The 24,847-nt window shown below is 67.7% G+C and carries 19 protein-coding genes and 2 tRNA genes; 14 read left to right on the plus strand and 7 right to left on the minus strand.

Annotation, left to right across the window (positions count from 1 at the left end; genetic code table 11):
* The first annotated feature begins 50 nt into the window (after positions 1-50).
* The 5 genes from QSK35_RS37945 to QSK35_RS37965 all read left to right on the plus strand — a co-directional run bounded on the left by QSK35_RS37945 (position 51) and on the right by QSK35_RS37965 (position 7,945).
* Positions 51-3,332 carry a S8 family peptidase gene (locus QSK35_RS37945; RefSeq protein WP_285752630.1) on the plus strand — a complete coding sequence of 1,094 codons (3,282 nt, stop codon included), beginning with the start codon at positions 51-53 and terminating at the stop codon, positions 3,330-3,332.
* A gap of 207 nt (positions 3,333-3,539) precedes the next feature.
* On the plus strand, positions 3,540-4,577 hold the full coding sequence (locus tag QSK35_RS37950) for a 3-isopropylmalate dehydrogenase (RefSeq protein ID WP_285752632.1): 1,038 nt from the start codon (positions 3,540-3,542) through the stop codon (positions 4,575-4,577).
* A gap of 281 nt (positions 4,578-4,858) precedes the next feature.
* Positions 4,859-6,451, plus strand: a complete 1,593-nt coding sequence (gene cimA / locus QSK35_RS37955; RefSeq protein WP_285752633.1) for a citramalate synthase — start codon at positions 4,859-4,861, stop codon at positions 6,449-6,451.
* A 3-nt stretch (positions 6,452-6,454) separates the two neighbouring features.
* Positions 6,455-7,213, plus strand: a complete 759-nt coding sequence (locus tag QSK35_RS37960) for a fumarylacetoacetate hydrolase family protein (protein WP_285752635.1) — start codon at positions 6,455-6,457, stop codon at positions 7,211-7,213.
* A 66-nt stretch (positions 7,214-7,279) separates the two neighbouring features.
* A complete protein-coding gene (locus QSK35_RS37965; protein ID WP_285752637.1) occupies positions 7,280-7,945 on the plus strand; it encodes a response regulator transcription factor in 666 nt (221 codons plus the stop codon).
* A gap of 927 nt (positions 7,946-8,872) precedes the next feature.
* Here the strand turns inward: QSK35_RS37965 and QSK35_RS37970 are convergent.
* A complete protein-coding gene (locus tag QSK35_RS37970) occupies positions 8,873-10,123 on the minus strand; it encodes an FAD-dependent oxidoreductase (RefSeq protein WP_285752639.1) in 1,251 nt (416 codons plus the stop codon).
* Positions 10,124-10,503: 380 nt separating this feature from the next.
* Between QSK35_RS37970 and QSK35_RS37975 the strand changes: the two genes are divergently transcribed.
* The 3 genes from QSK35_RS37975 (at position 10,504) to QSK35_RS37985 (ending at position 11,586) form a co-directional block, all read left to right on the plus strand.
* The gene (locus tag QSK35_RS37975) at positions 10,504-11,241 is read left to right on the plus strand and encodes an HAD family hydrolase (RefSeq protein WP_285752640.1); all 738 of its coding nucleotides are present in this window, start codon (positions 10,504-10,506) and stop codon (positions 11,239-11,241) included.
* Positions 11,242-11,378: 137 nt separating this feature from the next.
* A tRNA-Gln gene (locus tag QSK35_RS37980) sits at positions 11,379-11,453 on the plus strand.
* Positions 11,454-11,513: 60 nt separating this feature from the next.
* Positions 11,514-11,586 (plus strand) — tRNA-Glu (locus tag QSK35_RS37985).
* A 179-nt stretch (positions 11,587-11,765) separates the two neighbouring features.
* Here QSK35_RS37985 and QSK35_RS37990 read toward each other — a convergent pair.
* Complete coding sequence (locus QSK35_RS37990) at positions 11,766-12,467, minus strand: IclR family transcriptional regulator (RefSeq protein WP_285752642.1); 702 nt, start codon at positions 12,465-12,467, stop codon at positions 11,766-11,768.
* 70 nt (positions 12,468-12,537) lie between these two features.
* Between QSK35_RS37990 and leuC the strand changes: the two genes are divergently transcribed.
* From leuC to QSK35_RS38005, 3 genes are all read left to right on the plus strand, one after another.
* Positions 12,538-13,944: a 3-isopropylmalate dehydratase large subunit gene (gene leuC, locus QSK35_RS37995; protein ID WP_285752644.1), complete on the plus strand. Its 1,407-nt coding sequence runs from the start codon at positions 12,538-12,540 to the stop codon at positions 13,942-13,944.
* A gap of 2 nt (positions 13,945-13,946) precedes the next feature.
* Positions 13,947-14,549 carry a 3-isopropylmalate dehydratase small subunit gene (leuD, locus tag QSK35_RS38000; RefSeq protein WP_285752645.1) on the plus strand — a complete coding sequence of 201 codons (603 nt, stop codon included), beginning with the start codon at positions 13,947-13,949 and terminating at the stop codon, positions 14,547-14,549.
* 183 nt (positions 14,550-14,732) lie between these two features.
* Positions 14,733-15,383, plus strand: coding sequence for an HU family DNA-binding protein (locus tag QSK35_RS38005; protein WP_285752647.1), 651 nt, complete (start codon positions 14,733-14,735; stop codon positions 15,381-15,383).
* Between the two features lie 151 nt (positions 15,384-15,534).
* Here the strand turns inward: QSK35_RS38005 and QSK35_RS38010 are convergent, their stop codons facing one another.
* From QSK35_RS38010 to QSK35_RS38020, 3 genes are read right to left on the minus strand one after another with little or no spacing between them, the layout of a single operon-like run.
* Complete coding sequence (locus QSK35_RS38010) at positions 15,535-16,464, minus strand: NUDIX hydrolase (protein WP_285752649.1); 930 nt, start codon at positions 16,462-16,464, stop codon at positions 15,535-15,537.
* Positions 16,465-16,466: 2 nt separating this feature from the next.
* Complete coding sequence (locus QSK35_RS38015) at positions 16,467-18,755, minus strand: RNA degradosome polyphosphate kinase (protein WP_285752651.1); 2,289 nt, start codon at positions 18,753-18,755, stop codon at positions 16,467-16,469.
* Between the two features lie 59 nt (positions 18,756-18,814).
* Positions 18,815-19,012 carry a hypothetical protein gene (locus tag QSK35_RS38020; protein ID WP_285752652.1) on the minus strand — a complete coding sequence of 66 codons (198 nt, stop codon included), beginning with the start codon at positions 19,010-19,012 and terminating at the stop codon, positions 18,815-18,817.
* 62 nt (positions 19,013-19,074) lie between these two features.
* Between QSK35_RS38020 and QSK35_RS38025 the strand changes: the two genes are divergently transcribed.
* Positions 19,075-20,559 carry an LVIVD repeat-containing protein gene (locus tag QSK35_RS38025; protein WP_285752653.1) on the plus strand — a complete coding sequence of 495 codons (1,485 nt, stop codon included), beginning with the start codon at positions 19,075-19,077 and terminating at the stop codon, positions 20,557-20,559.
* 67 nt (positions 20,560-20,626) lie between these two features.
* Positions 20,627-22,141 carry an LVIVD repeat-containing protein gene (locus tag QSK35_RS38030; RefSeq protein WP_285752654.1) on the plus strand — a complete coding sequence of 505 codons (1,515 nt, stop codon included), beginning with the start codon at positions 20,627-20,629 and terminating at the stop codon, positions 22,139-22,141.
* On the opposite strand, the gene QSK35_RS38035 is transcribed toward QSK35_RS38030, so the two are convergent.
* Both QSK35_RS38035 and cofC read right to left on the minus strand, forming a co-directional pair.
* On the minus strand, positions 22,072-23,205 hold the full coding sequence (locus QSK35_RS38035) for an acyltransferase family protein (protein ID WP_285752656.1): 1,134 nt from the start codon (positions 23,203-23,205) through the stop codon (positions 22,072-22,074). The two genes, QSK35_RS38030 and QSK35_RS38035, sit on opposite strands and share 70 nt — an antisense overlap.
* A gap of 80 nt (positions 23,206-23,285) precedes the next feature.
* The gene (cofC, locus tag QSK35_RS38040; protein WP_352244190.1) at positions 23,286-24,095 is read right to left on the minus strand and encodes a 2-phospho-L-lactate guanylyltransferase; all 810 of its coding nucleotides are present in this window, start codon (positions 24,093-24,095) and stop codon (positions 23,286-23,288) included.
* Positions 24,096-24,140: 45 nt separating this feature from the next.
* Here cofC and QSK35_RS38045 point away from each other — a divergent pair, with 45 nt between their 5' ends.
* Positions 24,141-24,845 carry a lysophospholipid acyltransferase family protein gene (locus tag QSK35_RS38045; protein WP_285752658.1) on the plus strand — a complete coding sequence of 235 codons (705 nt, stop codon included), beginning with the start codon at positions 24,141-24,143 and terminating at the stop codon, positions 24,843-24,845.
* Positions 24,846-24,847 lie beyond the last annotated feature (2 nt).

A 24,847-nucleotide genomic window follows, 5' to 3' on the forward strand; every position in this document is an offset into this window, starting at 1 on the left:
CTGATTGGCGCAGTTCCTCAAGCAAGATAGAGGATTAGCGTCCTCGGTTTGTGAACCGAACTCGTCTCGCGGTGGTCGCTGCCATCACCGCGCTTTTGATAGACCCCGCGAGCGCGTCAGCGCAAGACGCCCCGCTCGCCAGAAGCCAACCCACCGCCCACGGTCTGGACGCGAAAGCGCTGGCGCTGAAGGTCTCGCCGCGACTGGCGAAAGCGGGCAAGGTCACCGCTTTCGTCGAGCTGGAGAGCAAGCCCGCTGTCGACGCGTTCACGGAAAAGCAAAGCCAGGGCAAAGAAGCGGCCAAGCAGGCCGCGAAGGACGCCCGCAACGAGACGAAGAGCAAGGCCGACCAGGTGGTCGGCCAACTGCGCGTCGCGGACAACGGCACGAAGGAACTGTTCCGCACCACGAACGGTGTTCCCGGTGTCGTCGTGAGCGCCGACGCGAAGAAGGTGCGTGAGCTCGCCTCACGCCCGGACGTGAAGTCCGTCTACCCGGTGGTGCCCAAGAAGCGCACCAACTCCAACGCCGTGCAGCTGACCAAGACGCTCAACGCGTGGCAGCAGTACGGCAAGCTCGGCGACGACATGCGCGTCGGCATCATCGACACCGGCGTCGACTACACGCACGCGAACTTCGGCGGCCCCGGCACGCCGGAGGCGTTCAAGGCGGTCGACCCGCTGAAGGCCGACCCGAAGTACTTCCCGACGGCCAAGGTCGTCGGCGGCTACGACTTCGCGGGCGAGGAGTACGACGGCGCGGACCCGAACTCGGTGCCGAAGCCGGACAACAACCCGATCGACTGTGAGGGCCACGGCTCGCACGTCGCGGGCACCGCGGCGGGCTTCGGCGTCAACGCCGACGGTTCGACGTTCAAGGGCGACTACACCAAGCTCGACGGCAAGACGCTCGACGCGATGCGCATCGGCCCCGGCACCGCGCCGAAGGCGCTGCTGTACTCGCTGAAGGTGTTCGGCTGCGAGGGTTCGACGAACGTCACGGGCCAGGCGCTGGACTGGTCGCTCGACCCCGACGGCGACGGTGACTTCTCCGACCACCTCGACGTGGTCAACCTGTCGCTGGGCAGCGACTACGGCGCTCCGGACGACCCGGACAGCCTGTTCGTCAAGAAGCTCTACAAGAACGGCGTGCTGAGCGTCTTCTCCGCGGGCAACGGCGGCGATCTCTACGACGTCGGCGGCTCGCCGGGCGCGACGCCCGAGGCGCTGACGGTCGCCAGCGTGCGCGACGCCTACGTGCTGCGCGACGCGGCCGAGGTTGTCGGCCAGGGCGTGAAGCCCGGTCAGTACAGCCAGAACTACACCGGCTACCCGACGCTGGACCTGACCAAGCCGGTCGTGGCGCTGACGCAGGCGGGCAACGCCGACGGCTGCCTGCCGTTCACCGAGCAGATCGGTGGCAAGTTCGTCTGGCTGGAGTGGGACGACAACGACGCGACGCGCCGCTGCGGTTCGGGCGCCCGCACCAACAACGCGCAGGCCGCCGGCGCGGCCGGTGTCGTGCTCTCGTCCAATTTGGACAACTTCGCCGCCGGTATCGCCGGCAACGCGGGCATCCCGGTGTTCCAGTTCACCGGCACCGCGACCGCGCAGGTGCGGCCGCTGCTGCAGGCGGGCACGCTGCAGGTCCACATGGCGGGCAACCTGCGCACCTCGCTGCCGACGTACGACAAGAAGCTCGACGACACCCCGAGCACCTTCACCTCCCGCGGCAACCGCAACCTCGCGGTGAAGCCGGACGTGGCGGCGCCCGGTGACACCATCACCTCCACGCTCGTCGGCAGCGGCAACGGCCGCCTGACGATCAGCGGCACCTCGATGGCGGCCCCGCACACCACGGGTATCGCGACCCTCGTGCGCCAGGCCCACCCGGACTGGTCGCTCGAAGAGGTCAAGGCCGCGATCATGAACACCGCCGGCGCGGACGTGAAGCAGGACGGCAAGACCTACGCGCCCAACCGCGTCGGTGCCGGCCGGATCGACGGCAAGGCCGCGCTGGACAACCAGGTCCTGGCGTTCGTGCAGGACGACCCGTCGTACGTCAGCGCGAGCTTCGGCGTCGTCGAGGTCTCGAAGCCGGTGTCGCTCACCAAGACCATCAAGGTCGAGAACAAGAGCACCAAGTGGGTCGACTACAACGTCGGCTACGAGGCGCTGACCACGATCCCCGGCGTGAGCTACCAGCTCTCGACGAACACCGTGCGGCTCAGCCCGAAGGGCATCGCGCGCGTGCAGGTCACGCTGAAGATCGACAACCCGGCCGCGCTGCGCAAGACGATCGACCCCACCATGGTGACGACGCAGCTCGACGTGCCGCGCCAGTTCCTGGCCGACGCGTCCGGCCGCGTGGTGCTCACGCCGAAGTCCGGTTCGTCGGTGGCGCTGAAGGTGCCCGTGTACTCGGCCCCGAAGCCCGTCGCGAACATCTCCACCGCGGGCAGCATCCGCTTCCGCGGCACGGACAAGCAGGCCGTGCTGAACCTCAACGGCCGCGGCATCGACCAGGGCTCGGGCGCGCAGGCGTACCGCTCGCTGGTCAGCGTGCTCGAGCTGCAGGCCAAGTCCCCGCGCCTGCCGCGGTGCAAGGCGAACGTCACGGAGAACTGCACCCTGAACGACACGGCCAAGGGCGGTGACCTGCGCTACGTCGGCGCCGCGTCGACCGCGCCGCTGGCCAAGGCGCAGGGCAAGCCGGAGGAGTCGCTGCTCGCGTTCGGCATCGCGACCTGGGGTGACTGGTACAACCTCGGCGTCAACACGATCCCGTTCGTCGACATCGACGTGAACGGTGACGGCACGCCGGACTTCGAGACCTACGCGACCCGGTTGACCGACACCGACCTGCTGGTCGCCACGACGGTCAACCTCGCCAGCGGCGCCACCGTGGACATCCAGTCCGTGAACGGCCTGTTCGGCGACGTCGACACGAACACGTTCGACACGAACGTCATCGTGCTGCCGGTCTCGCTGGTCTCGCTCGGCATCGACCCGACCAAGGACACCGCGCGACTGTCCTACACGGCCGGTTCCACCGGCTACTACCGCGCGCCGGGCAACGCGAACGGCCTGATCGACGTGATCGACCGGTCGCTGTCGTTCGACCCGCTGAAGCCGGGCCTGTGGGCGCAGGGTGGCGGCGACGCCGCGCTGTCCTACCTGGCGCGGCCGGGCACGGCCCTCGTCGTCAACCGCGACGCGGCCGCGCTGGCGGCGGACAAGGCCGAGGGTCTGCTCGTCCTGAACCACCACAACGCCCGAGGTGACCGTGCCTCGGTCGTCGAGGTGCGGGCCCCGAGGCCGAACGCCTCATAACCGTTCCGTTCACCCTTGACGCGGCCCGGTTCCTACGGTCGAGTGACACTCGACAGTGGGGACTGGGCCGTGTGGGTGTCCCGCAGTACGGGAGACATCACCCCAGAAGGGTGTCCGCCATGCGGCGCAGGGTCCCGATGCCGGTAACCTTTCGCGAAGTAAAGGGTCCCGGAGAAGAACAGGGACTGACACCTGGGAGGTGTGTGGATGCGGCTCGCAGTGATCCCAGGAGACGGGATCGGGCCCGAGGTCGTCGCCGAGGCGTTGAAGGTGCTCGGCGAGGTCGTTCCGGCGGCCGAAATCACCCGCTACGACCTCGGCGCGGCGCGCTGGCACGCCACGGGAGAGTTGTTGCCTGAGTCCGTGCTCGGCGAGCTACGCCAGCACGACGCGATCCTGCTCGGCGCGGTCGGAGATCCGTCGGTGCCGAGTGGAATCCTGGAGCGCGGCCTGTTGCTGCGACTCCGGTTCGAACTCGACCACCACGTGAACCTCCGGCCGGCCCGGCTCTATCCCGGCGTGCGTTCGCCGATCGCGGATCCGCCGGAGATCGACATGGTGGTGGTGCGCGAGGGCACCGAGGGTCCGTACGCGGGCAACGGTGGCCTGCTGCGCAAGGACACCCCGCACGAGATCGCCACCGAGGTGTCCATCAACACCTCGTTCGGCGTCGAGCGCGTGGTGCGTGACGCGTTCGCCCGCGCGGCGGCCCGTCCGCGCAGGCACCTGACGCTCGTCCACAAGACCAACGTGCTCACGCACGCCGGTTCGTTGTGGTCGCGCGTGGTCGAAGAGGTGTCGTTGCAGCATCCCGACGTGACCGTCGCGTACCAGCACGTCGACGCGGCGACCATCCACATGGTCACCGACCCGTCGCGGTACGACGTGATCGTCACCGACAACCTGTTCGGCGACATCCTCACGGACCTGGCGGCCGCCGTGACCGGCGGTATCGGCCTGGCGGCGTCGGGCAACCTGGACGTGACGCGGCGCAACCCGTCGATGTTCGAGCCGGTGCACGGTTCCGCGCCGGACATCGCCGGCCAGGGCATCGCGGACCCGACGGCCGCCGTGCTGTCGGTCGCCCTGCTGCTCGACCACCTGGGCGAGCACGAGGCGTCCCGCCGCATCGAGGCCTCCGTGGCGTTCGACCTGGCGACGCGCGACCACGCCTCGCCGGGCGCGACCTACGCGATCGGCGACCGCCTGGCGGCGCTGGTCTCGTCGAACGTCCGCACGGGCTGACGTTCATACCGTCAAGGCCACCTTTACAACGTTCAACGTTGTAAAGGTGGCCTTGACGGCTTTTCGGGCCCGTTGAGATGACACGTTCGAGTGATCGCTTGTCTCAGGTCGTGGGAGGGCCCTTCCGCCCCTTGGTGAGCTGTGGCAGAGTCCGGGCCATGGCTTCGTTCGCCGCCATCATTATCGACGAGCGCGTCGGGTAAGTGCTTCCCCAAGCACCCGACGCGCAGACCTCTCGCATCCGCGGGGGGTCTTTTTGTTTGTCCTGATGGGAGAAACCGATGACCGGCCCGAGTGACGAGTTCCACGTCTACGACACGACGTTGCGCGATGGCGCGCAGCGTGAGGGGATCTCCTACTCGGTCACGGACAAGCTCGCCGTAGCCAAGCTGCTGGACGGCCTCGGCGTCGGTTTCATCGAGGGCGGCTGGCCCGGTGCGCTGCCGAAGGACACCGAGTTCTTCGCCCGCGCCGCCGCCGGCGACCTCCCGCTCAAGCACGCGCAGCTCGTCGCGTTCGGAGCGACGCGCAAGGCCGGTGTGAAGGTCGAGGAGGACCCGCAGGTGCGGGCGCTCCTCGACTCGCAGGCGCCGGTCGTCACGCTCGTCGCGAAGTCGGATCTCCGGCACATCGAGCGCGCGTTGCGCACGGATGTGACCGAGAACCTGGCCATGGTGCGCGACACCGTGCGGTTCCTCGTGGACAACGGCAGGCGTGTCTTCCTCGACGCGGAGCACTTCTTCGACGGCTACGCGTTCGACCCGGACACCTCGCTGAGGGTTCTCGAGTCCGCTGTGGAGGGTGGCGCGGACGTCGTCGTGCTGTGCGACACGAACGGCGGCCAGCTGCCGCTCGGTCTCGCCGAGACGGTCGCGGAAGTGATCGGGAAGACCGGCTTCCGCGTGGGCATCCACTGCCAGGACGACACGTCCTGCGCCGTGGCCAACAGCGTCGCCGCCGTGCAGGCCGGCGCGACGCACGTGCAGTGCACTGCGAATGGATACGGCGAACGCGCGGGCAACGCGGACCTGTTCGCCGTACTGGGAAACCTCGTGACCAAGCTCGGCATGGACGTGCTCCCGACCGGGGCACTGGCCGAGCTCACCCGTGTCTCCCATGCGCTTGCCGAGATCGCGAACCTCGCACCCGACACCCACCAGGCTTACGTCGGGTCGTCAGCATTCGCCCACAAGGCGGGTCTGCACGCGAGCGCGATCAAGGTCGATCCGGAGCTGTACAACCACATCGATCCGGAGACCGTCGGCAACGACATGCGGGTGCTGGTCACCGAGATGGCCGGTCGGGCGAGTCTGGAACTCAAGGGACGTGAGTTCGGGCTCGACCTGACCGGCCGGTCAGCGGAAGTCGGCAGCGCGCTGCGGCGCGTGAAGGAGCTGGAGGCCAAGGGCTGGTCCTTCGAGGCCGCCGACGCGTCGCTGGAGTTGTTGCTGCGCGACGAGCTGTCTTCATTGGACAGTGCGCCGTTTTCCCTGGAGTCCTACCGGGTGGTGCTCGACCACCGGTCGGACGGCGTGATCGTGTCCGAGGCAACCGTGAAGGTGCACGTGAACGGCGAGCGGGTGATCGCGACCGCCGAGGGCAACGGCCCCGTGCACGCGCTGGACGCCGCGCTGCGCAAGGCGCTGCTGCCGCATCTGTCCTGGTTGGACAGTGTCGAGCTGGCCGACTACAAGGTGCGCATCCTCACCGAGCACCCCGGCACGGACGCCGTGACGCGCGTGCTCGTCGAGTCGACCGACGGCGAGCGCGAGTGGACCACCGTGGGCGTGCACGGCAACATCGTCGAGGCGAGCTGGCTGGCGTTGTGCGACGCGCTGGTGCACAAGGCGATGCGTTCGGTGTCTAGGGTGTAGTACGTGCGCATCGCTCGAATCGCTCATCCAGAAGGTGTGGCCTTCGTCGCAGTACACGGCGAGGAGGCCGCCGAGATCGCCGAACACCCCTTCGGCTCACCGACCTTCACCGGTCGCAAGTGGCCGCTGGCGGACGTCCGGCTGCTCGCCCCGATCCTCCCGACCAAGATCCTCGGCATCGGCCGCAACTACGCCGACCACGCCAAGGAGCTCGGCAACGAGGTCCCCGAGAACCCGTTGATGTTCTTCAAGCCCAACACGTCCGTCATCGGCCCGAACGCGGAGATCAAACTGCCCGCGGTCTCCGAGCGGGTCGACTTCGAGGGCGAGCTGGCGGTGGTGATCGGCCAGCCGTGCCGCGAGGTGACGCCGGCCCGCGCCCGCGACGTGATCATGGGCTACACGATCGCCAACGACGTCACCGCGCGGGACCTGCAGAAGTCCGACGGCCAGTGGACCCGCGCGAAGGGCTTCGACACGTTCTGCCCGCTCGGCCCGTGGATCGAGACGGAGTTCGACCCGTCCGACGTCCGCGTCACGACCACGTTGGACGGCGCCGTCTTGCAAGACGGCCGTACTTCTTCGATGGTGCACGACATCCCGTCACTGATCGCGTACGTCTCGTCGGTGATGACCTTGCTGCCGGGTGACGTGATTCTCACCGGGACACCCGCGGGGGTCGGACCGATGCGGGCCGGACAGACGGTTTCGGTGACTGTGGACGGACTCGGCACGCTCACCAATCCGGTCGCAAACAGGTAGACGTTCGGAGCAATCCGCGCTCCTGCTGTTAACGCGGCGGGTACCCGCGAGTAGCTTCCCGTCTCCATGACGGAGCTCGCGGGTACCCGTGCGCTGCTCGTCGACGGTTCGCAGCTCATCACCGAGGGACTGCGGATCTCGCTGCACCGCACCCAACTCTTCCGCGTTGTCGGCATCGCACACAACGCGGCCGATGCCGCGCGGTCTCTTCGGTCTGTCTCGGTCGACCTCGTTGTTACCGACTTCGACGTGCCTGGGGCTGGGCCTCTGCGGACTGTGCGTGACGTGTTGTCGCATCAGCCTCGGGCTCGGGTTGTGGTCTTGTCCAATGCGGACTGTCCGCACTGGGCTCGGGCGGCGCTCGACGCCGGGGCTGCTGCCTATCTGTTGAAGACGACTCCGTTGGCTGAGCTGTTGCCGTTGATCGCTGGGGTGGTGCGGGGGGCTTCTCCGACTATCGACTCTCGGCTTGGGGCCTTGGCTTCGTTGCCTGCTCGGATGCCGCCGCCGGCTGCTTTGGGGCGGTTGTCTGCTCGGGAGTTCGATGTGTTGGTTGAGATGGCTAAGGGGATGGACAACGCTCGGATTGCGCATCGGTTGTTCATCAGTCATGACACGGTGAAGACGCACGTCAAGGCTATTTTGCGGAAGTTGGAGGCTCGGGATCGGGCTCACGCCGTGGCCATGGTGCTGGGATCTTCTTCTCGCTTGGAGCGCGTGTCGACTGGGTGACGCGGTGGCTTTCGTGGTGGCTTTCCTTGGCTGCCGGTTTGGTGCGTGGTCGCCTTTTACTGCTCGGGGCTCCGCCCCGGACCCCGGCTCAGCTCAAAGAGGGGCCGCCTCCGGGGGTTTCGTTTCGTAGTGGGTCGCGTTGGGGTGGCGGGCCCCTCCCGTCGCATCGCACCTGAGGCAGCCACATCCGAGACCCCAGGTCAAGCGAAAAGCGTGCTTGACCTGGGGTCTCGGATGCGGCAGGGCTTCGCCTGCGATGCGACGGGAGGGGCCCACCACCGGTTGGTTGCGCGCTGCGCGCGCGGTTGTAGCTGCCGGTGCCGTCGTGGTCCTGGTCCCGTGGCTCGCGCTTCGCGCATCGTGTGTGGCGCGAGTCGTACGTTCCCGACCCCCGAGCCGTACGTTCCCGCCGCCGCGACCGCGCGAGTCCTCAATTCGACCCCGGCGAGTCCTCAACTAAGCCCCGCGAGTCCCACCTTCGCGCACCCCGAGTCCCACCTTCGCGCACCCCGAGTCCCACCTTCGCGCACCCCGAGTCCCACCTTCGCGCACCCCGAGTCCCGTCTCCGTGCGCGCGAGTCTTACGTTCCCGCACCCCGCGTCTCAGTTCCCGCACCCAGAACCCGCTGGCCCCACCCAGAACCGCTGGCCCCCCGGAACTGTCGGTCCCCCGGAACTGTCGGTCCCCCGGAACTGTCGGTCCCCCGGAACTGTCGGTCCCCCTCGCTAGCCTGGATACGGGGGCAGCTCACATCCGCCGCGCGCCGACACACCCCCAGCCGACCGTAGCGCCAGCCTCCGACAATCCCGGCCTCCCACCACATCCCGCTCCCCGCGATCCCCGCTCCGCGCGAGTCGTACGTTCTCGACCTCCGAGCCGTACGTTCCCGACCGGTGAGCTGTACGTTCCCGCACCCCGAGCCTGGGCTACGTTCGCTTGATGCGTTCCGGCGCGCGGCGGGCGAACGCCGGGGCGTGTTCTGGGCGTAGGCCGATCGCCACCATGTAGCTCGGAATCACCTGCAGGAACGGGAAGCGCTGCATCACCCTGATCGGCAAAGGAATCTTGCTCGTCCCCACGAAGCCCGCCGCGCCGTTCAAGGCACGGCTCAGGAACGCGTTCTGGATGAACCGTTGCACGTTCTGCGTGACGGCTGTGGGCAGCCACCTGCGGCGGCGCACACGGGACAGCATTGCTGGGGTGGCTCGGCCTTCACGTAGGGGCTTCGCCAGCAACGTGGCGGCGGCTACCGCGTCCTGGATTGCCAGGTTGATGCCGACGCCGCCGATGGGGGACATGGCGTGCGCGGCGTCGCCGATGCACAGTAGGCCGTTGCGGTGCCACTGGCGTAGGCGGTCTAGCTTCACGGTTAGCAGCTTCACGTCGTCGAGTGACTCGACGGTTTCCATGCGGTCTTCCAGCCAGGGAACCAGAGCGGCTACGCGGCGGCGGAAGGACTCGATGCCCTCGGCTCGCATTTGCTGGTCCATGCCTTTGCGGATCAGCATGGCGATTTGGAAGTAGTCGCCGCGGTTGATCAGGACCAGGCCCGCGCCCTGGCCGAAGCGGCCTGTGGCGCCGTTGGGTTCGCCGGCGAAGCGCGGGACGCGGAACCACCAGACGTCCATGGGGACGCCGAACTCGTGTACCGGGAGGCCGGCCTCCTTGCGCACCATGGAATAGCGGCCGTCGGCGGCCACTACGAGGTCCGTGGCGATCTCGCCGGTTTCGCCCTGGCGCGTGCGGTACTTGACGCCGGTGATGCGGTCGCCCTGGCGTTGCAGGCCCGTCACCTCCGTTTCCATGCGGAGGGTGAAGGTTGGTTCGGTGCGCGCCGCGTCGGCGATCAGGTCCAGGAAGTCCCATTGCGGCACGAAAGCGATGTGCTTGTGCGGGCCCGGAAGCCTCGTCATGTCGCCGATGGTCACCGGGCCGCTGTCCAGCAGCACCTGAGCCTTGTCGACGATCTGGTGCGGCACCTCGGCGAACGACGGGCCCAGGCCCAGTTCGTCCAGCAGCGTCAACGTCGAGGCGTGCACCGTGTCGCCGCGGAAGTCGCGCAGGAAGTCCGCGTGCTTCTCCAGCACCGTGACCTCAACGCCGCCCCTGGCCAGCAACAACCCCAGTATCAAGCCCGCGGGGCCGCCGCCCGCGATCAACACCGTCGTCCTTTCCATGGTCCCCTCTTTTCATCATGTGTTGAATAACTACAGAGTGCTCCTCCGGGGCTTGGGCGTCAAGTGCCGTTACCCTGAACGGGTGGTGATGTTGCCTCGTATAGTCCTCTTTGGACGGTCTGGTACCCGAGGCACGAATTGGACACCTTCAGGTGCGTAGTGAGACGACGGCGCGTAAGGTGTCGCGCCCGTCGTACTGCCTACTGGGACACGGTGGGTCCGTCTCGGTAAGAACGCTCGATCGGGCGATTGCTCTTGGCGCTCAGAGCAGTCTGACTAGTTCGTTTGGGCTCTCAAGGGTTCCTTGATCGTGCAAGGACCCACAGGAATCACCTCGTTAGCCGAATCGGACGAGGGCTCCGCGCACCTAGCCTCACGGGGTGACAACTGCGTCCCCGACTTTCACGCGTAAGAGAACCGGCGAGATCCGCGCTGTCTGCCTGGACGTCGACGACACACTTGTCGACTACAGCACTTCATCGCGCGCGGCGTTGGCTTCGATGGTCGGTAACGCCGACGCCTGGTCGTTGTGGCAGCGGATCACTGACGACCACGTGTCGCGGCAGCTCGCCGGTGAACTCGAGTACGAGTCGATGCGCAACATCAGGACGCAGGCCTTCTTCGCCGCCCTGGGCGAGGAGCTCTCGCTGGAGGAGGCGACCCGCCGCGAGCTCGGCCGCCAGGAGGTCCTCACCGCCGGCTGGTGCCTCTTCCCGGACGCGATCCCGACCCTCGACTGGTTGCGCGCCGCCGGACTGCCCATCGCCGCCATCAGCAACGCCTCCGGCCGTCACCAGCGTGTGAAGATCGCGCAGCTGGGGCTCGCCGAGTACTTCGACACCGTCCTGATCGCCGGCGAGGTCGGCTGCGCCAAGCCGGACCGCGTGATCTTCCACACCGCGTGCCTCGCGCTGGGAGTGCCGCCGGGTGACACGGTTCACGTCGGCGACCGGCTGCACGCCGACGCCATCGGCGCGCGCGACGCGGGGATGCACGGCGTGTGGATCAACCGGCTCGGACCGCAGGGCGGCACGCTGCCCGCCGGATTGTCGACGATCAGCAGCCTCGCGGAACTGCCCGAGCTGCTCGTGTGCGAGCTGTCCACCGCCACCGCCTGAGACCTCCGGAGACCGGCCCTCACCAGGACAGATGCTCCTTGGTGGGGGCCGATTTCACGTTCGGGGGACCCGTGGTCTAGTATTTCTCCCGGCACGAACGAGAGGCGCCCGCAAGGGAAGCTGATCAGGAAAGCCATTGGGGTATGGTGTAATTGGCAGCACGACTGATTCTGGTTCAGTTAGTCTAGGTTCGAGTCCTGGTACCCCAGCCACAGAGGCTAAAAACCACTGTGGTAGAGTACAGAACAGCAAAACAGAACAAGATGTTCTAGGGCCCCGTCGTCTAGCGGCCTAGGACGCCGCCCTCTCAAGGCGGTAGCGAGGGTTCGAATCCCTTCGGGGCTACAGAGGTGGGAGAGGCCTGTCACGGTGGTGCCGTGACCAGGCCTCTTTCGCTTTTATTTTGGGGGGCCGAGCCCCCCATGCCCCCCACGTTGCGAGGCTTCGCCTCGCTGGGCTTGCCTTCGGCGTCGCCCCCAGGCCTGGCTGACCGGCCTGGGGGGAAGCTCCATTTCGTCGATTCTTTAAAGGCGCGCTTGTAGGGCTTCTGCTGCTGCCAAAAGATCTGCTGCCCACCTTGCGCCGGGGCGGCGGCCCATTCGGTCGATTGGGCCGGAAACCGATACTGCGGCTACAACCGTGCCCGCGCTGTCTCGGACTGGGGCGCTTACCGAAGCTACGCCTGGTTCGCGTTCTGCGACGCTTTGCGCCCAGCCGCGGCGGCGGACCTCCAGGAGGGTGCGTTCGCCGTATACGGCGTCCGCGAGGACTGCGCGTTGCGTGCCCAGGTCGCTCCACGCCGCCAAGACCTTGGCGCCCGAGCCGGCGGTCATGGGGAGTCGCGCGCCGATCGGCACTGTGTCGCGCAGGCCTGACGGGGGTTCGGCGGCCGAGACGCATACGCGTTGCATGCCGTCCCGGCGGTAGAGCTGCACGCTCTCACCGGTGATGTCGCGCAGGCGTGGCAGCACCGAGGAAGCCGCGTCGAGCAAGGGGTCCGTCGCCCCGCCCGCCAGCTCCGCCAGTGCCGCGCCCGGACGCCATCGGCCGTCGGAACCGCGGCGCAGCAACCGATGCACCTCGAGTCCCACCGCCAACCGGTGCGCGGTCGCACGAGGCAGGCCCGTCCGATTGCACAACTCGGCGAGCCCACACGGATCCTTCGCTACGGCGTTCAACACGGCCACGGCCTTGTCCAGCACGCCGATCCCGCTATGCTGTCCCACAAGCCGATACTAACTTCCCAGCAAGTGAGAAGTCCAGATCTGTCGGCAGTCCAGATCTTGGGAGTGGATGATGAGCGGCACGCTCGCGGAGAAGGTGTGGGAAGCACACGTGGTGCGCCATGGCACTGGCGCGGAACCCGATCTGCTCTACATCGATCTCCATCTCCTCCATGAAGTGACCAGCCCGCAGGCGTTCGACGGGCTGCGGCTCGCGGGTCGCAAGGTGCGGCGCACGGACCTGACGATCGCCACCGAGGACCACAACGTCCCGACCGTCGACATCGACAAGCCGATCGCGGACCCCATCTCGCGCACGCAGGTCGAGACGCTTCGCCGCAACTGCGCGGAGTTCGGTGTCCGGCTGCACCCGATGGGTGACGCAGAGCAGGGCATCGTCCACGTCGTGGGCCCGCAGCTCGGCCTGACGCAGCCCGGAATGACCGTGGTGTGCGGCGACAGCCACACGTCCACGCACGGCGCTTTCGGCGCGCTGGCGTTCGGCATCGGCACGTCCGAGGTGGAGCACGTGCTCGCCACCCAGACGCTTCCGTTGCGTCCGTTCAAGACGATGGCCATCAACGTGGACGGCTCGCTCAAGCCGGGCGTCACGGCGAAGGACATCATCCTCGCCGTCATCGCGAAAATCGGTACCGGCGGCGGACAGGGCTACGTGCTGGAGTACCGGGGGAGCGCGATCGAGGCGCTGTCCATGGAAGCGCGGATGACGGTGTGCAACATGTCGATCGAGGCCGGTGCGCGCGCGGGAATGATCGCGCCCGACCAGACGACTTTCGACTACATCGAAGGCCGTCCGCACGCGCCGTCCGGAGCGGACTGGGACGCCGCGGTGGCGTACTGGAAGACGCTGCGCACCGACGACGACGCGAAGTTCGACGCCGAGGTCCACATCGACGCCGACGAGCTCACCCCCTTCGTCACCTGGGGAACCAACCCCGGTCAGGGACTCCCGCTCGGCGCGGCCGTGCCAGACCCCGCCTCGATCCCCGACGAGAACGAGCGCGTCGCCGCCGAGAAGGCGCTGACGTACATGGGCTTGGAGCCGGGCACGCCACTGCGTGACATCCAGGTCGACACCGTCTTCCTGGGTTCGTGCACGAACGGGCGTATCGAGGACCTGCGCGCCGCCGCGGACGTCCTGCGCGGCAAGCACGTCGCCAGCGGGGTGCGGATGCTCGTGGTACCGGGCTCCATGCGCGTGCGCGCGCAGGCCGAAGAGGAGGGCCTGGACAAGGTCTTCCTCGACGCTGGCGCCGAGTGGCGCCAGGCGGGCTGCTCGATGTGTCTTGGCATGAACCCGGATCAGCTCAAGCCGGGCGAGCGCAGCGCCTCGACCTCCAACCGCAACTTCGAGGGCAGGCAGGGCAAGGGCGGTCGCACCCACCTCGTCTCGCCGCTCGTGGCGGCCGCGACGGCCGTCCGAGGCACGCTGTCCGCCCCCGCAGACCTGGAGAACTGACGATGGAAGCCTTCACCTCCCACACCGGCGTCGGCGTGCCGCTGCGCAGGTCCAACGTGGACACCGACCAGATCATCCCGGCGGTGTACCTGAAGCGGGTGACGCGTACCGGTTTCGAGGACGGTCTCTTCGCCGCGTGGCGCGGTGACGAGCACTTCGTGCTCAATCTGGAACCGTTCAAGGCGGGCAGCGTCCTCGTTGCGGGCGCTGACTTCGGCACCGGATCGTCCCGTGAGCACGCCGTCTGGGCGTTGATGGACTACGGCTTCCGGGTAGTCATCTCCTCGCGTTTCGCCGACATCTTCCGGGGTAACGCGGGCAAGCAGGGACTCGTGGCGGCGCAGTGCGACCAGCAGCATGTCGAGTTGCTGTGGAAGCTCCTCGAGGCGGAGCCGGGTACCGAGGTGACCGTCGACCTCACCGACAAGACCGTCCGTGCCAAGGACTTGGTCGCGCCATTTGAGATCGACGACTACACCCGTTGGCGCCTCTTGGAGGGCCTCGACGACATCGCGCTGACCCTTCGGCACGGCGACGAGATCGGCCGTTTCGAGGGCGGTCGTCAGAGTTGGCTGCCCACAACCGATCCGCTTCCGACGGTCTGAACAGGGGCCGGATTCCCCTCTGATGAGGCCGGAATCCGGCGTCCTTGTCCCTCGTAAGGGCGCAATTAGCCACGCCACAACGAAAAATCTGGCGTGGCGATTGGTATTTCTTGCCATTTGGGCCTACCGTTGCGTTCTAGTCGGCCTGAACTTGGGCCGTGAGCGTCCTGGGAGGGACTGAAGGTGAACAAGGCCCAGCTCATCGAGGCGCTCGCCGAGCGCCTGGGAGACAAGAAGACCGCGGGTGCTGCTGTTGACGGCATCGTCGATGTCATCGTGCGGAGCGTCAACAAGGGCGAGAAGGTCAACATCACGGGCTTCGGTGTCTTCGAGAAGCGCGCACGCGCCGCTCGCACCGCGCGCAACCCGCGCACGGGTGAGACCGTGAAGGTCAAGAAGACCAACGTGCCCGCGTTCCGCCCTGGCTCGACGTTCAAGGACGTCATCAGCGGTGCGAAGAAGCTGCCGAAGGCTGTTGCGGCCAAGCCGGCTGCCCGTCCGGCCGCCGCCGCGGCCGCGAAGCCCGCTGCTGCCAAGGCTCCGGCGACGCGCAGCACCACCACGCGTGCGACCACCACCCGCACTCGTACGGCCGCTGCGGCCACCAAGGCTCCGGCAACGCGCCGGACCACGACGGCCGCCGCCAAGCCGGCTGCCAAGGCCACCGCCACGAAGGCGGCGGCCAAGCCGGCTGCGAAGGCCACCGCCACCAAGGCGGCGGCGAAGCCGGCCGCGAAGCGCACCACGGCCGCGAAGACGACCGCGGCTGCCAAGCCCGCGGCCAAGGCTGCGGCGAAGCCGGCGGCTCGTAAGACGGCCGCCAAGAAGAAGTGAGTGCGCTGCCTGTCTGACTAGGCAGTAACAGCGGAAGGGCCCCGGTGTGCGCACACCGGGGCCCTTCCGCTTTGTTTTACGTAACGCCCGAACCCCGCGTGTTGCCCATTCAGCCCCGCCGAGTCGTCCTCTCGGCACCCCGGAACCGGTGCTACGGACGGGGTAGCGCGGAGGCGATGTAATGGGCGGAAACCAGGGTTGGCCAGCGCGAAGGCGAGTCCGAAGTGGACCACGTGCCGAACGGACGGGTGAAGGCCAGCATCCACACGGAACCCTTCTTGCACGGAATCTCGGAAAGCCGGATTCCGCCCATGTCCGCAAGGGTTCCGACGACGGACGGGATCACGCCGCCCTGCGACGACACGACGGCCCGGCCCTCGTCGGCCGCGATCTCCAGCAGGCGCACCAGACCGGCGTCCTGATCGGGCCAGTAGCCCTCCTCGGCCAGCCGCGGCTCCAAGACGGTGTCCACCGCGAGATCGTCCGCCACGGCCGCCACGGTGTCCACACAGCGCACCCTGGGAGCCGCGTGCACACGCGTGGGGCACCACAACGGCAAGAGTGAACGAAGGCCTGCCGCCTGCCGCCAACCGGCCTCGCTCAACGGCCTGAGATCGTCGTCTCCGGACCATTCGGAGCGCTTGCCGGCCTTGGCGTGCCGCACCAGCAGAACGACCGCCAGATCGGCCGGCAGGCGGGCGAACTCCGCCACCACGGCCCGATCGGCCGCGTACGACAGCAGGGAAGGCGCCTCCGCGAGGGAGACCCACTGGAGTGAGTCCACCTCGTTGTTCGGCACGAAAGACCCCGAAACCGCCTCGGCGGCGAAGTAATGGACATCCTTCGGGCGACCACGATCGACGTACGACACCGTTTGCAGGAACCGGCCCAGCACACACGCGTAACCGGTTTCCTCGGAAATCTCCCGGACCGCGCACGCCGGGACCGTCTCGCCCGCGTCGAGCTTTCCCTTGGGCAACGACCAGTCGTCGTACCGCTGCCGATGCACGACGGCGATCTCGACATCACCATCGGCGTCACGCCACAGGACCGCTCCCGCGGCCACGATCACATCCGACACGCTCAGCCCAACGCCCCGTGTTTGCGCAACAGTTCCATTTGGTGGTCGCGGACCTGCGTGCCGTCCGATGGCGCCGGCTCCCATTCACCGTCCGAACGCAGCACCCAGCACCGCGTCGACGGGGACAGAGCCGAGTCGAACATCTCCTCCAGCTGCGCGGTCAGCCGCGGGTCCGTCACGCGCACCTGCACCTCGACGCGACGGTCCAGGTTGCGGTGCATCATGTCCGCGCTGCCGATCCAGTGCTCGTCGCAGCCGACGAAGTGGAACACCCGCGAGTGCTCCAGGAACCGCCCGAGGATCGACCGCACGCGGATGTTCTCGGACAGTCCCTTGATACCCGGTTTCAACGCGCAGATGCCGCGCACCACGACGTCGACGGGCACACCGGCCTGCGAGGCGCGGTACAGCGCGTCGATCACCTGCTCGTCCACGAGCGAGTTCACCTTGATGCGCACACCGGACGCGTCACCGGCACGGGCGTGCTCGATCTCCCGCTCGATCCGCTCCACGATCCCCTTGCGAACCCCGTACGGGGCAACGAGGAGGCTGCGGTACTCGTCCTGACGGGCATATCCGGTCAGCACGTTGAACAGGTCCGTGAGGTCCGCGCCGATCGTCGGTTCCGCCGTCAGCAGGCCGACGTCCTCGTACAACCGGGCCGTCTTCGGGTTGTAGTTGCCGGTGCCGATGTGGCAGTAACGGCGGATCGTCGATCCCTCCTGCCGCACCACCAGCGCCGTCTTGCAGTGCGTCTTCAACCCCATCAGGCCGTACACGACGTGCACGCCGGCCTTCTCCAGAGCTCGCGCCCACTTGATGTTCGCCTGCTCGTCGAAGCGCGCCTTGATCTCCACCAGCGCCACGACCTGCTTGCCCGCCTCGGCCGCGTCGATGAGCGCGTCCACGATGGGCGAGTCACCGGACGTCCGGTACAGCGTCTGCTTGATGGCGAGCACGTGCGGGTCGGCCGCGGCCTGCTCGATGAACCGCTGCACCGAGGTGGAGAACGAGTCGTACGGGTGGTGCACCAGCACGTCGCCCTCGCGCAGCGTCGCGAACACGCTCTTGGGCGTCTCGCGTTCGCCGAACGCCGGGTGCGTCGCGGGCACGAACGCCGGGTCCTTCAACTGCTTGCGGTCCACGCCGTACAACTGCCACAAACACGACAGATCCAGCAGGCCGGGCACGGTCACCACGTCGTGCGGGTCGACCTCCAGCTCGCGCAACAGCCGTTCGAGCATGTCCTCGGTCATGTCGTCGGCGACTTCCAGCCGCACCGGCGGGCCGAACCGCCGCCGCGCCAGCTCGCGTTCCAACGCCTGCAACAGGTCCTCGTCGCGGTCCTCCTCGACCTCGAGGTCCGCGTTGCGCGTCACCCGGAACGCATGGGACTCGATGACCTCCATGCCCGCGAAGAGCTCACCCAGATGCGCGGTGATGAGTTCTTCCAACGGCAGGAAGGTCGCCGACGACGACGTCCGGTCCGCCTCCACGCGCACGAGCCGCGGCACGTTGTCCGGCACCTTCACGCGGGCGAACCTCTCGCCGCCGCCCTCGGGGTCCCGCACGGTCACCGCGAGGTTCAGCGAGAGACCGGAGATATAAGGAAAGGGGTGCGCCGCGTCGACGGCGAGCGGCGTCAGCACCGGGAAGACCTGGTCGGTGAAGTAGTTCGACATCCGCAGCCGGTCGTAGTCCGTGAGGTCGCCCCACGTCACGATGCTGATCCGGTGTTCCTCCAGGCCCGGCCGGACGTGGTCGAGGAACGCGCGGGCGTGCTGCTCCACCAGCTCCTGCGTGCGCTTGGAGATCCCGGCCAGCTGCTCGCGCGGGGTGAGACCGTCCGCGCTGCGCACGGTGAGGCCGGTGTCGTCGCGGCGCTTCAGGCCGGCGACGCGGACCATGTAGAACTCGTCGAGGTTCGACGCGAAGATGGCGAGGAACTTCGCCCGCTCGAGCAGCGGTTGCGAGTTGTCCTCGGCGAGCGCCAGCACGCGGGCGTTGAAGTCCAACCAGGACAGTTCCCGGTTGAAGTACCGGTCGTCGGGCATGTCCGTGAGCGCGGTTCCGGACGTCACCGCCGGGGGAGCGGACGGGATCGCGCGCGGCGAGGTCGTCCCACTGGCCTCAGGCGTCTCGGCAGGCGCTGCTTTCGCACGCGTGGTGGACGCGCGCCGAGTCGCGGCCCGCGGCTGCGGCTGCCGTCGCGGGGTGACCGCCGGCTTGGTCCGCGCGCGGCGTTTGGGGGTCGCCTTGCCGTCGTTGTTCTCCGTGCTCACGCGATGCATTCTTCCGCACTATCGGCCGTGACGCTCCTGCCGCGAACGACGAGACGGTGAACTCCTCGTCACAGAACCGGCCGGTGAACGGCGATCACCACGCCATCGGGCGTACGTTCAAGGGTCACCCGTTGACCGGGACGCAGCATCCGCCAGCCACCCGCGGTGACCGATTCGGCCGAGACGTCGACCAACACGCCGTCGTCGCGCAGCACCGTCGCGGAGCCGTCCGCGTTGAACCGCTCGACGGTCGCCTGTTCCGACATGGGAAGAACGGTAGACGATCGAAGGGTGGTCGCCGCGCGGAGAGCCGCACCACGCTCGGTTCATGAAAGTACTCACCACGATGACGGCGGCCGCGCTCATCGCGCTGGCCGTCCAGGCACCTTCGGCGGCGGCGGCCGAACGTGCCGAGCGACCTCAACTGGCGGCGGCGGCCAAGAACGTGAAGCTGCGGGCCGCGTTACCCGGAACCGAACGGGCGATCTCCATCGCCTTCATGGACTACGGCGGCAAGGACGTCGCGTTCGTGAGCGGTCAGTTCGGGCTCAAGTCGTTCGACGTCACCGACCTCGACCACCCGAAGCTCCTCGACCACCTCACCAACTCCGAGCTCGCGCTCCCCGGTGACGACCCGAGCAAGGGGTTCTGGGAGAACGAGGACGTCAACGTCGACCCGAGACGAAAACTCGTCTTCATGGCGCGCGAGTCGTCCACGTTCGGCAAGAACAAGCCGGTCGGCACCTACCTGCTGTCGGCGCAGAACCCGGCGGACCTGAAGAAGATCTCCTTCCAGGAGCTGCCCACCGGCCACATCACGTCGTGCGTCAACGACTGCGACTACCTGTGGACGACCGGCTTCGACGGCTCTTCCGAGAAACGCGGAAAGGTCTACGTCACCGACATTCGCGACCCCAAGAACCCGAAACTCCTGCCGGTGTCGGTGGATCCGCGGGGCAAACCGGGCAGCAACCTGGTGACGCACGATGTTCAGGTCGACGCCGCGGGTGTCGCGTGGGTCGCGGGTGACGGGGGCACCCGCGGCTACTGGACCCGTGGAACGCACAAGGATCCGTTGACCGGCCAAGTACGTGAGGCGACCGCGGCCAATCCCGTGCCCTACGCGGGCGGTGGCGTGCCGAAGCTCGACATGCCGAGCGGGTTCACGCACAACTCGCTGCGTCCCGTCGGCGCGACCGAGGCGGACGGACCGGTGCCCACACCGCAGAACCCGGCGGGCAGCCTGCTGTTGCACACCGAGGAGTCCTTCGGGTCGTCCACGTGCAAGGACGAGGGCCGGTTCGTCATCTCGTCGTTGAAGGGCACGGAGAACGGCGAGGGCTGGGGCGACCGGCCGAAGAAGATGAAGACCGTCGGCATCTGGAGCCCGGACGACCAGGAGGGGACGCTCCCCGGCAACGTCGAGTGCTCCGCGCACTACTTCGACGTGAAGAACCGGATCGTCGCCTACTCCTGGTACCAGCAGGGAACCCGGTTCCTCGACATCTCCAACCCCGCCCGGCCGATCCAGATCGGCTACTGGCGGCCCGAGGGAGCGGTCTCGTGGGCGCCGTACTGGCACCGTGACAGTGTTTTCGTCGCGGACAACGAACGCGGCGTCGAGATCGTGCAGCTGACGCGGGAGGCGTTTGCCGCGCAGGCGAGCGGTACCAACGTCCAGCTCGTCGGTCAGCCGGCGACCGTCCGGAAGCTGCCGAAGCAACGGTCGCCGTACGTGCCGAGCCCGGTGTACGGCCGGGCCTGTCCGATGATCAGCAGGCAGGGGGCGTGCGGTCCCGGTTCCTGCTGCTGATCCCAGCCGGTTGGACCAGACCTTCGGAGGGTGGTCGCCGCGTGCACGACCAAGCCACGCTCTGCTCATGAAGGTTCTCGCAACGTTGACAGCAAGTCTGTTGCTGGCACTCACCGTTCAGGGCACCTCGGCGGCGGCGGCCGAGGGCGCTCAGGACAAGGTCGAGAAGCCACGACTCCAGGCGGCGGCCAAGAACGTCCGGCTGCGCACGGTGCTGCCCGGTACCGAGCGGGCCATCTCGATCGCGTTCGCCGAGTACGGGCGCAAGGACGTCGCGTTCGTCAGCGGTGAGTTCGGGCTCAAGACGTTCGACGTGACCGACGCGGACAACCCGAAGTTCCTCGACCACCTGACCAAGCAGGAGATGGCGCTGCCCGGCGACGATCCGTCGCAGCGCTTCTGGGAGAACGAGGACATCAACGTCGACCCGACGCGCAAGCTCGCGTTCCTCGCGCGCGAGGTGAACTCGTTCGGCCGCGCGCTGCCGGGCGACCGGCCGACGGGCACGTACATCATCTCGGCGGTCGACCCGGCGGACCTGAAGGTGCTGACGTTCCACCGGGAGAGCACCGGCCACACGACGACGTGCATCAACGATTGCCAGTTCCTGTGGACGGCCGGTCGTGACCGCACGGACGCGAAGACGGGCCGGATCTTCGTCATCGACATCCGCGACCCGCGCAACCCCAAGGAGCTGCCGGTCGGCCTCGACCAGCGCGGCCTCAAGGGTGAAGGCAAGATCACGCACGACGTGCAGGTCGACGCACAGGGCATCGCGTGGGTGGCCGGCGACGACGGCACGCGCGGCTACTGGACCGAGGGGTGGCACAAGGATCCGCTGACCGGGAAGTACCGCCGCGCCACGGCGATCGACCCGGTGCCGTATGCGGGCGGCAACGTGCCGAAGATCGACATGCCGACGCGGTTCACGCACAACTCGTTCCGGCCGGTCGGCAAGACCCTGCGCGACGGCCCGAAGCCGACGCGCGAGAACCCGGCGGGCAGCCTGGTGCTGCACACCGAGGAGGCGTTCGGCTCGAACACCTGCAAGGACCAGGGCCGGTTCGTCATCTCGTCGTTGCAGGGCACGGAGAACGGCGAGGGCTGGTCCGGCAAGGAGATGAAGACCGTCGGCGTGTGGAGCCCGGACGACCAGGAGGGCACGATCCCCGGTGACGTCACGTGTTCCGCGCACTACTTCGACGTGAGCAAGCGGATCGTCGCCTACTCCTGGTACGAGCAGGGCACGCGGTTCCTCGACATCTCCAACCCGGCCAAGCCGATCCAGATCGCGTACTGGCGGCCGGACGCGGCGGTCTCGTGGGCACCCTACTGGCACAAGGACAACGTGTTCGTCGCCGACCTCGCGCGCGGCGTGGAGATCCTGACGCTGACCAAGGACGCCTACGCGGCCCAGGACAGCGGCGTAGGCGTCACGCTCACCACGGCGTACGCCAAGGAGAAGGTCAGGGACGGCGGCCGGCAGCGCCTGCCGCTCGCCCCTGATCCCGACTACGGCTGGGCCTGCCCGATGGTCGCCAATCGCGAAGGCGGCTGCGGCGAGGGCGAAGCCTGCTGCTGATGCCTGACCCTCCTACGGGCGATGACCTGTCGCCCGTAGGAGATCATCGGCACCTCGACGGTCTTGTAGAGCAGGCTCGCGAGAACCAGACCGAGTGCGGTCACCGTGATCGCCTGAAATATCCCGGAAAGTTCCGGCACCGCGAGCGCGATCGCCGTCGCGGAGATCGTCTGCACCAGATAGAGCGAGTACGAACGTTCGCCCACAAACTGCAGCGGGCGCATCGACAGGAATTTCTGAACCGGCCCGTTCGCGATCAACGCGGGCAGCAGCAGGAACATACCGGCGCTGTAGACCGGAATCACCAGCACGTGACCGGGGATTGTGCCGAACGAGCCGAGGAAACCGCAGATCGGCTTCACCGCGAGGTGCAGCCCGACGAAACCAATTGAGACGATCACGCTGACGACGGGATTCGTCAGCGGGCGCAGCAGAGCGAATCCGCGCGAGCTGTGCATCACCAGTGCGAGCGCGCATCCGGTGAGGATCGAGAAGTAGTGCATCGGCCAGCCGCCGTTGGGATGTGTCAGCGTGAAGCCGGCCAGTGCGGCGGCGACGATCATGCCGAGCGCCGCGACCGAGAGGCGGCGCTTGATCGCCACGACGCCGACGAGCACCACGAGCAGCGGCCAGACCAGGTAGAACTTCTGCTCCACGCCGAGCGACCAGGACTGCGCGTAGGCGTTGCCGGGCGCGAACTCGTTGAGGAACGTCAGGTAGTACGGCAGTGCCTTGCCCACGCCGTTGTCGTGGAAGAGGCCCGCGAGGCTGCCCGCGACGGTGACGGCGAGCAACACGAAGTACACCGGAAGAATGCGGAACGCCCGGCGCAGATAGAACTCCGGCAACGAGATCCGGCCCGTTCTCCGCTCTTCGCGCAGCATGAGTGTCGTGATCAGGAAACCGCTGAGCACGAAGAACATCTGGACGCCAATCCACCCCTGCAGCCAATCCGGGCCGCCGTAGTGGAAGAACACGACCATCACCGCGGCGAACGCGCGCAGGCCGTCCAGAGCAGGAAATCGGCGCAACGCCAGGTAGTCGGCGTGCGTCAGGGAACTCATGTGCGTGGAACTCCTCGCAGGGTGCAGTCGGGGTACAGACGTAAAGGTGCCGACCCTGCAGGAGAAGTTGCTCGGTTTGGTTATTTAGTGGCTGAGATCACGATCACTTTTGAGGTTTGCTCACCTAATCCGAGACCGCTCGCGACGCGCAGATCCTCGGGTGTGTCCACATCGCACCGCAGCGTCGGCCACGGCCCCAGCAGCGGCGTTGCGCCACTCGAAACGTGCTTTGCGGCGCTGTCTTCGCCGAACCGCGGGTCGAGGTCCGCGTTCGGCGCCGCGAGCAGCAGGGTCGTGCCGGTGTTCTGGCGGTCCGGGACGAACGCGCGCCGTCGCCCGGCGAGTTCGATGGCGGCGGCGAGCTCTTCGGGTCGCAGTGCGGGGAGGTCCGCCTGCAGTGCGCCCACGCGCGGTGAACCGAGCGCTTGTGCGCCGTGACGCAGGGCGGCGTTGAGGCCTGGCTGGGGCGGTTCCGGGATGGACTCCACGCCCAGTGCGGCCATCTCGGCGGCCACGGCCGGGTCCGATGTGACGGCGAACACGCGTCTCACGCCCTCGGCCCGGAGTGCCGCCGACACGGTGTCGAGGGCGAGGGCGAGCGCCAGGGCGGCGTGGGTCACCGGATCACCGGTGGCACCGGCCAGCCTGGTTTTGGCCCGGTCGAGCGTTTTGACCGGGACCACGAGGTCCACTTCGTCGCGCACGTGGCCATACTCCCTGATGCTCCGATAGGCCATGTCCGACGGATCCTGGTCGATGAGAGTCACGGGCGAGCGGTCCGGAGGCGGTGCCGCCGAAGTGGCCTCATACCGGGCGTATTCGGCCGCTTCGGCGGTGCCGCCTCCGGGCCCCTCGGCCGCGACTATCGCGGGCGAGGATCCGTCGGACATGGCCTAGTGTGGCCGCAGGTCGTCAGCGTATGGAGGAGTGACCACGTGGCTAGGGAGAAGGGTGGTTTCTGGGTCGGAGTCGCCGCGGCGATCGTCTACCCGATGGCCGCCGTGCTCGGACGGCACCGCATCCAGAACGGTGACCGGATCCCACGCACCGGGCCGGTGCTGATCGTGATCAACCACATCTCCCACCTGGACCCGTGCTACGACGCGGTGTTCGTGCACAAGAACGGGCGGGTGCCGCACTTCTTCGCGAAGCACAGCCTGTGGAACGTGCCGGTGATGGGCGCGATCCTGCGCGGCGCGAAGCAGATCCCGGTCTACCGGGGCACCGCCGACGCGCGGAAGAGCCTGTTCGAGGCCAACCGGGCGGTCGAGGAGGGCCAGGCCATCGTGATCTACCCGGAGGGCACGATCACCAAGGACCCGGCGGGCTGGCCGATGAACTCGCGCACCGGCGTGGCCCGGCTCGCGCTCGACCACGACGTCCCGGTGATCCCCGTCGCGCGCTGGGGCACGCTGGACCTCTACAACCACTACGAGAAGCGCTTCCGGCCGTTCCCGCGCAAGACCATCACGCACCGGGTGGGCGAGCCGATCGACCTGTCGGAGTTCCGGGGGCGCGAGGAGTCGATCACCTTGCTGCGCGAGGTGACGAACGTGATGATGAACAGGGTGAAGGAGCTGCTCGCGGAGATCCGCGAGGAGCAGGCGCCCGAAGGTTTCTACAGCCCGAGGAAGAGCTGACC

It is taken from the genome of Lentzea sp. NBRC 105346 (assembly GCF_030269605.1).
Lineage (GTDB): Bacteria > Actinomycetota > Actinomycetes > Mycobacteriales > Pseudonocardiaceae > Lentzea.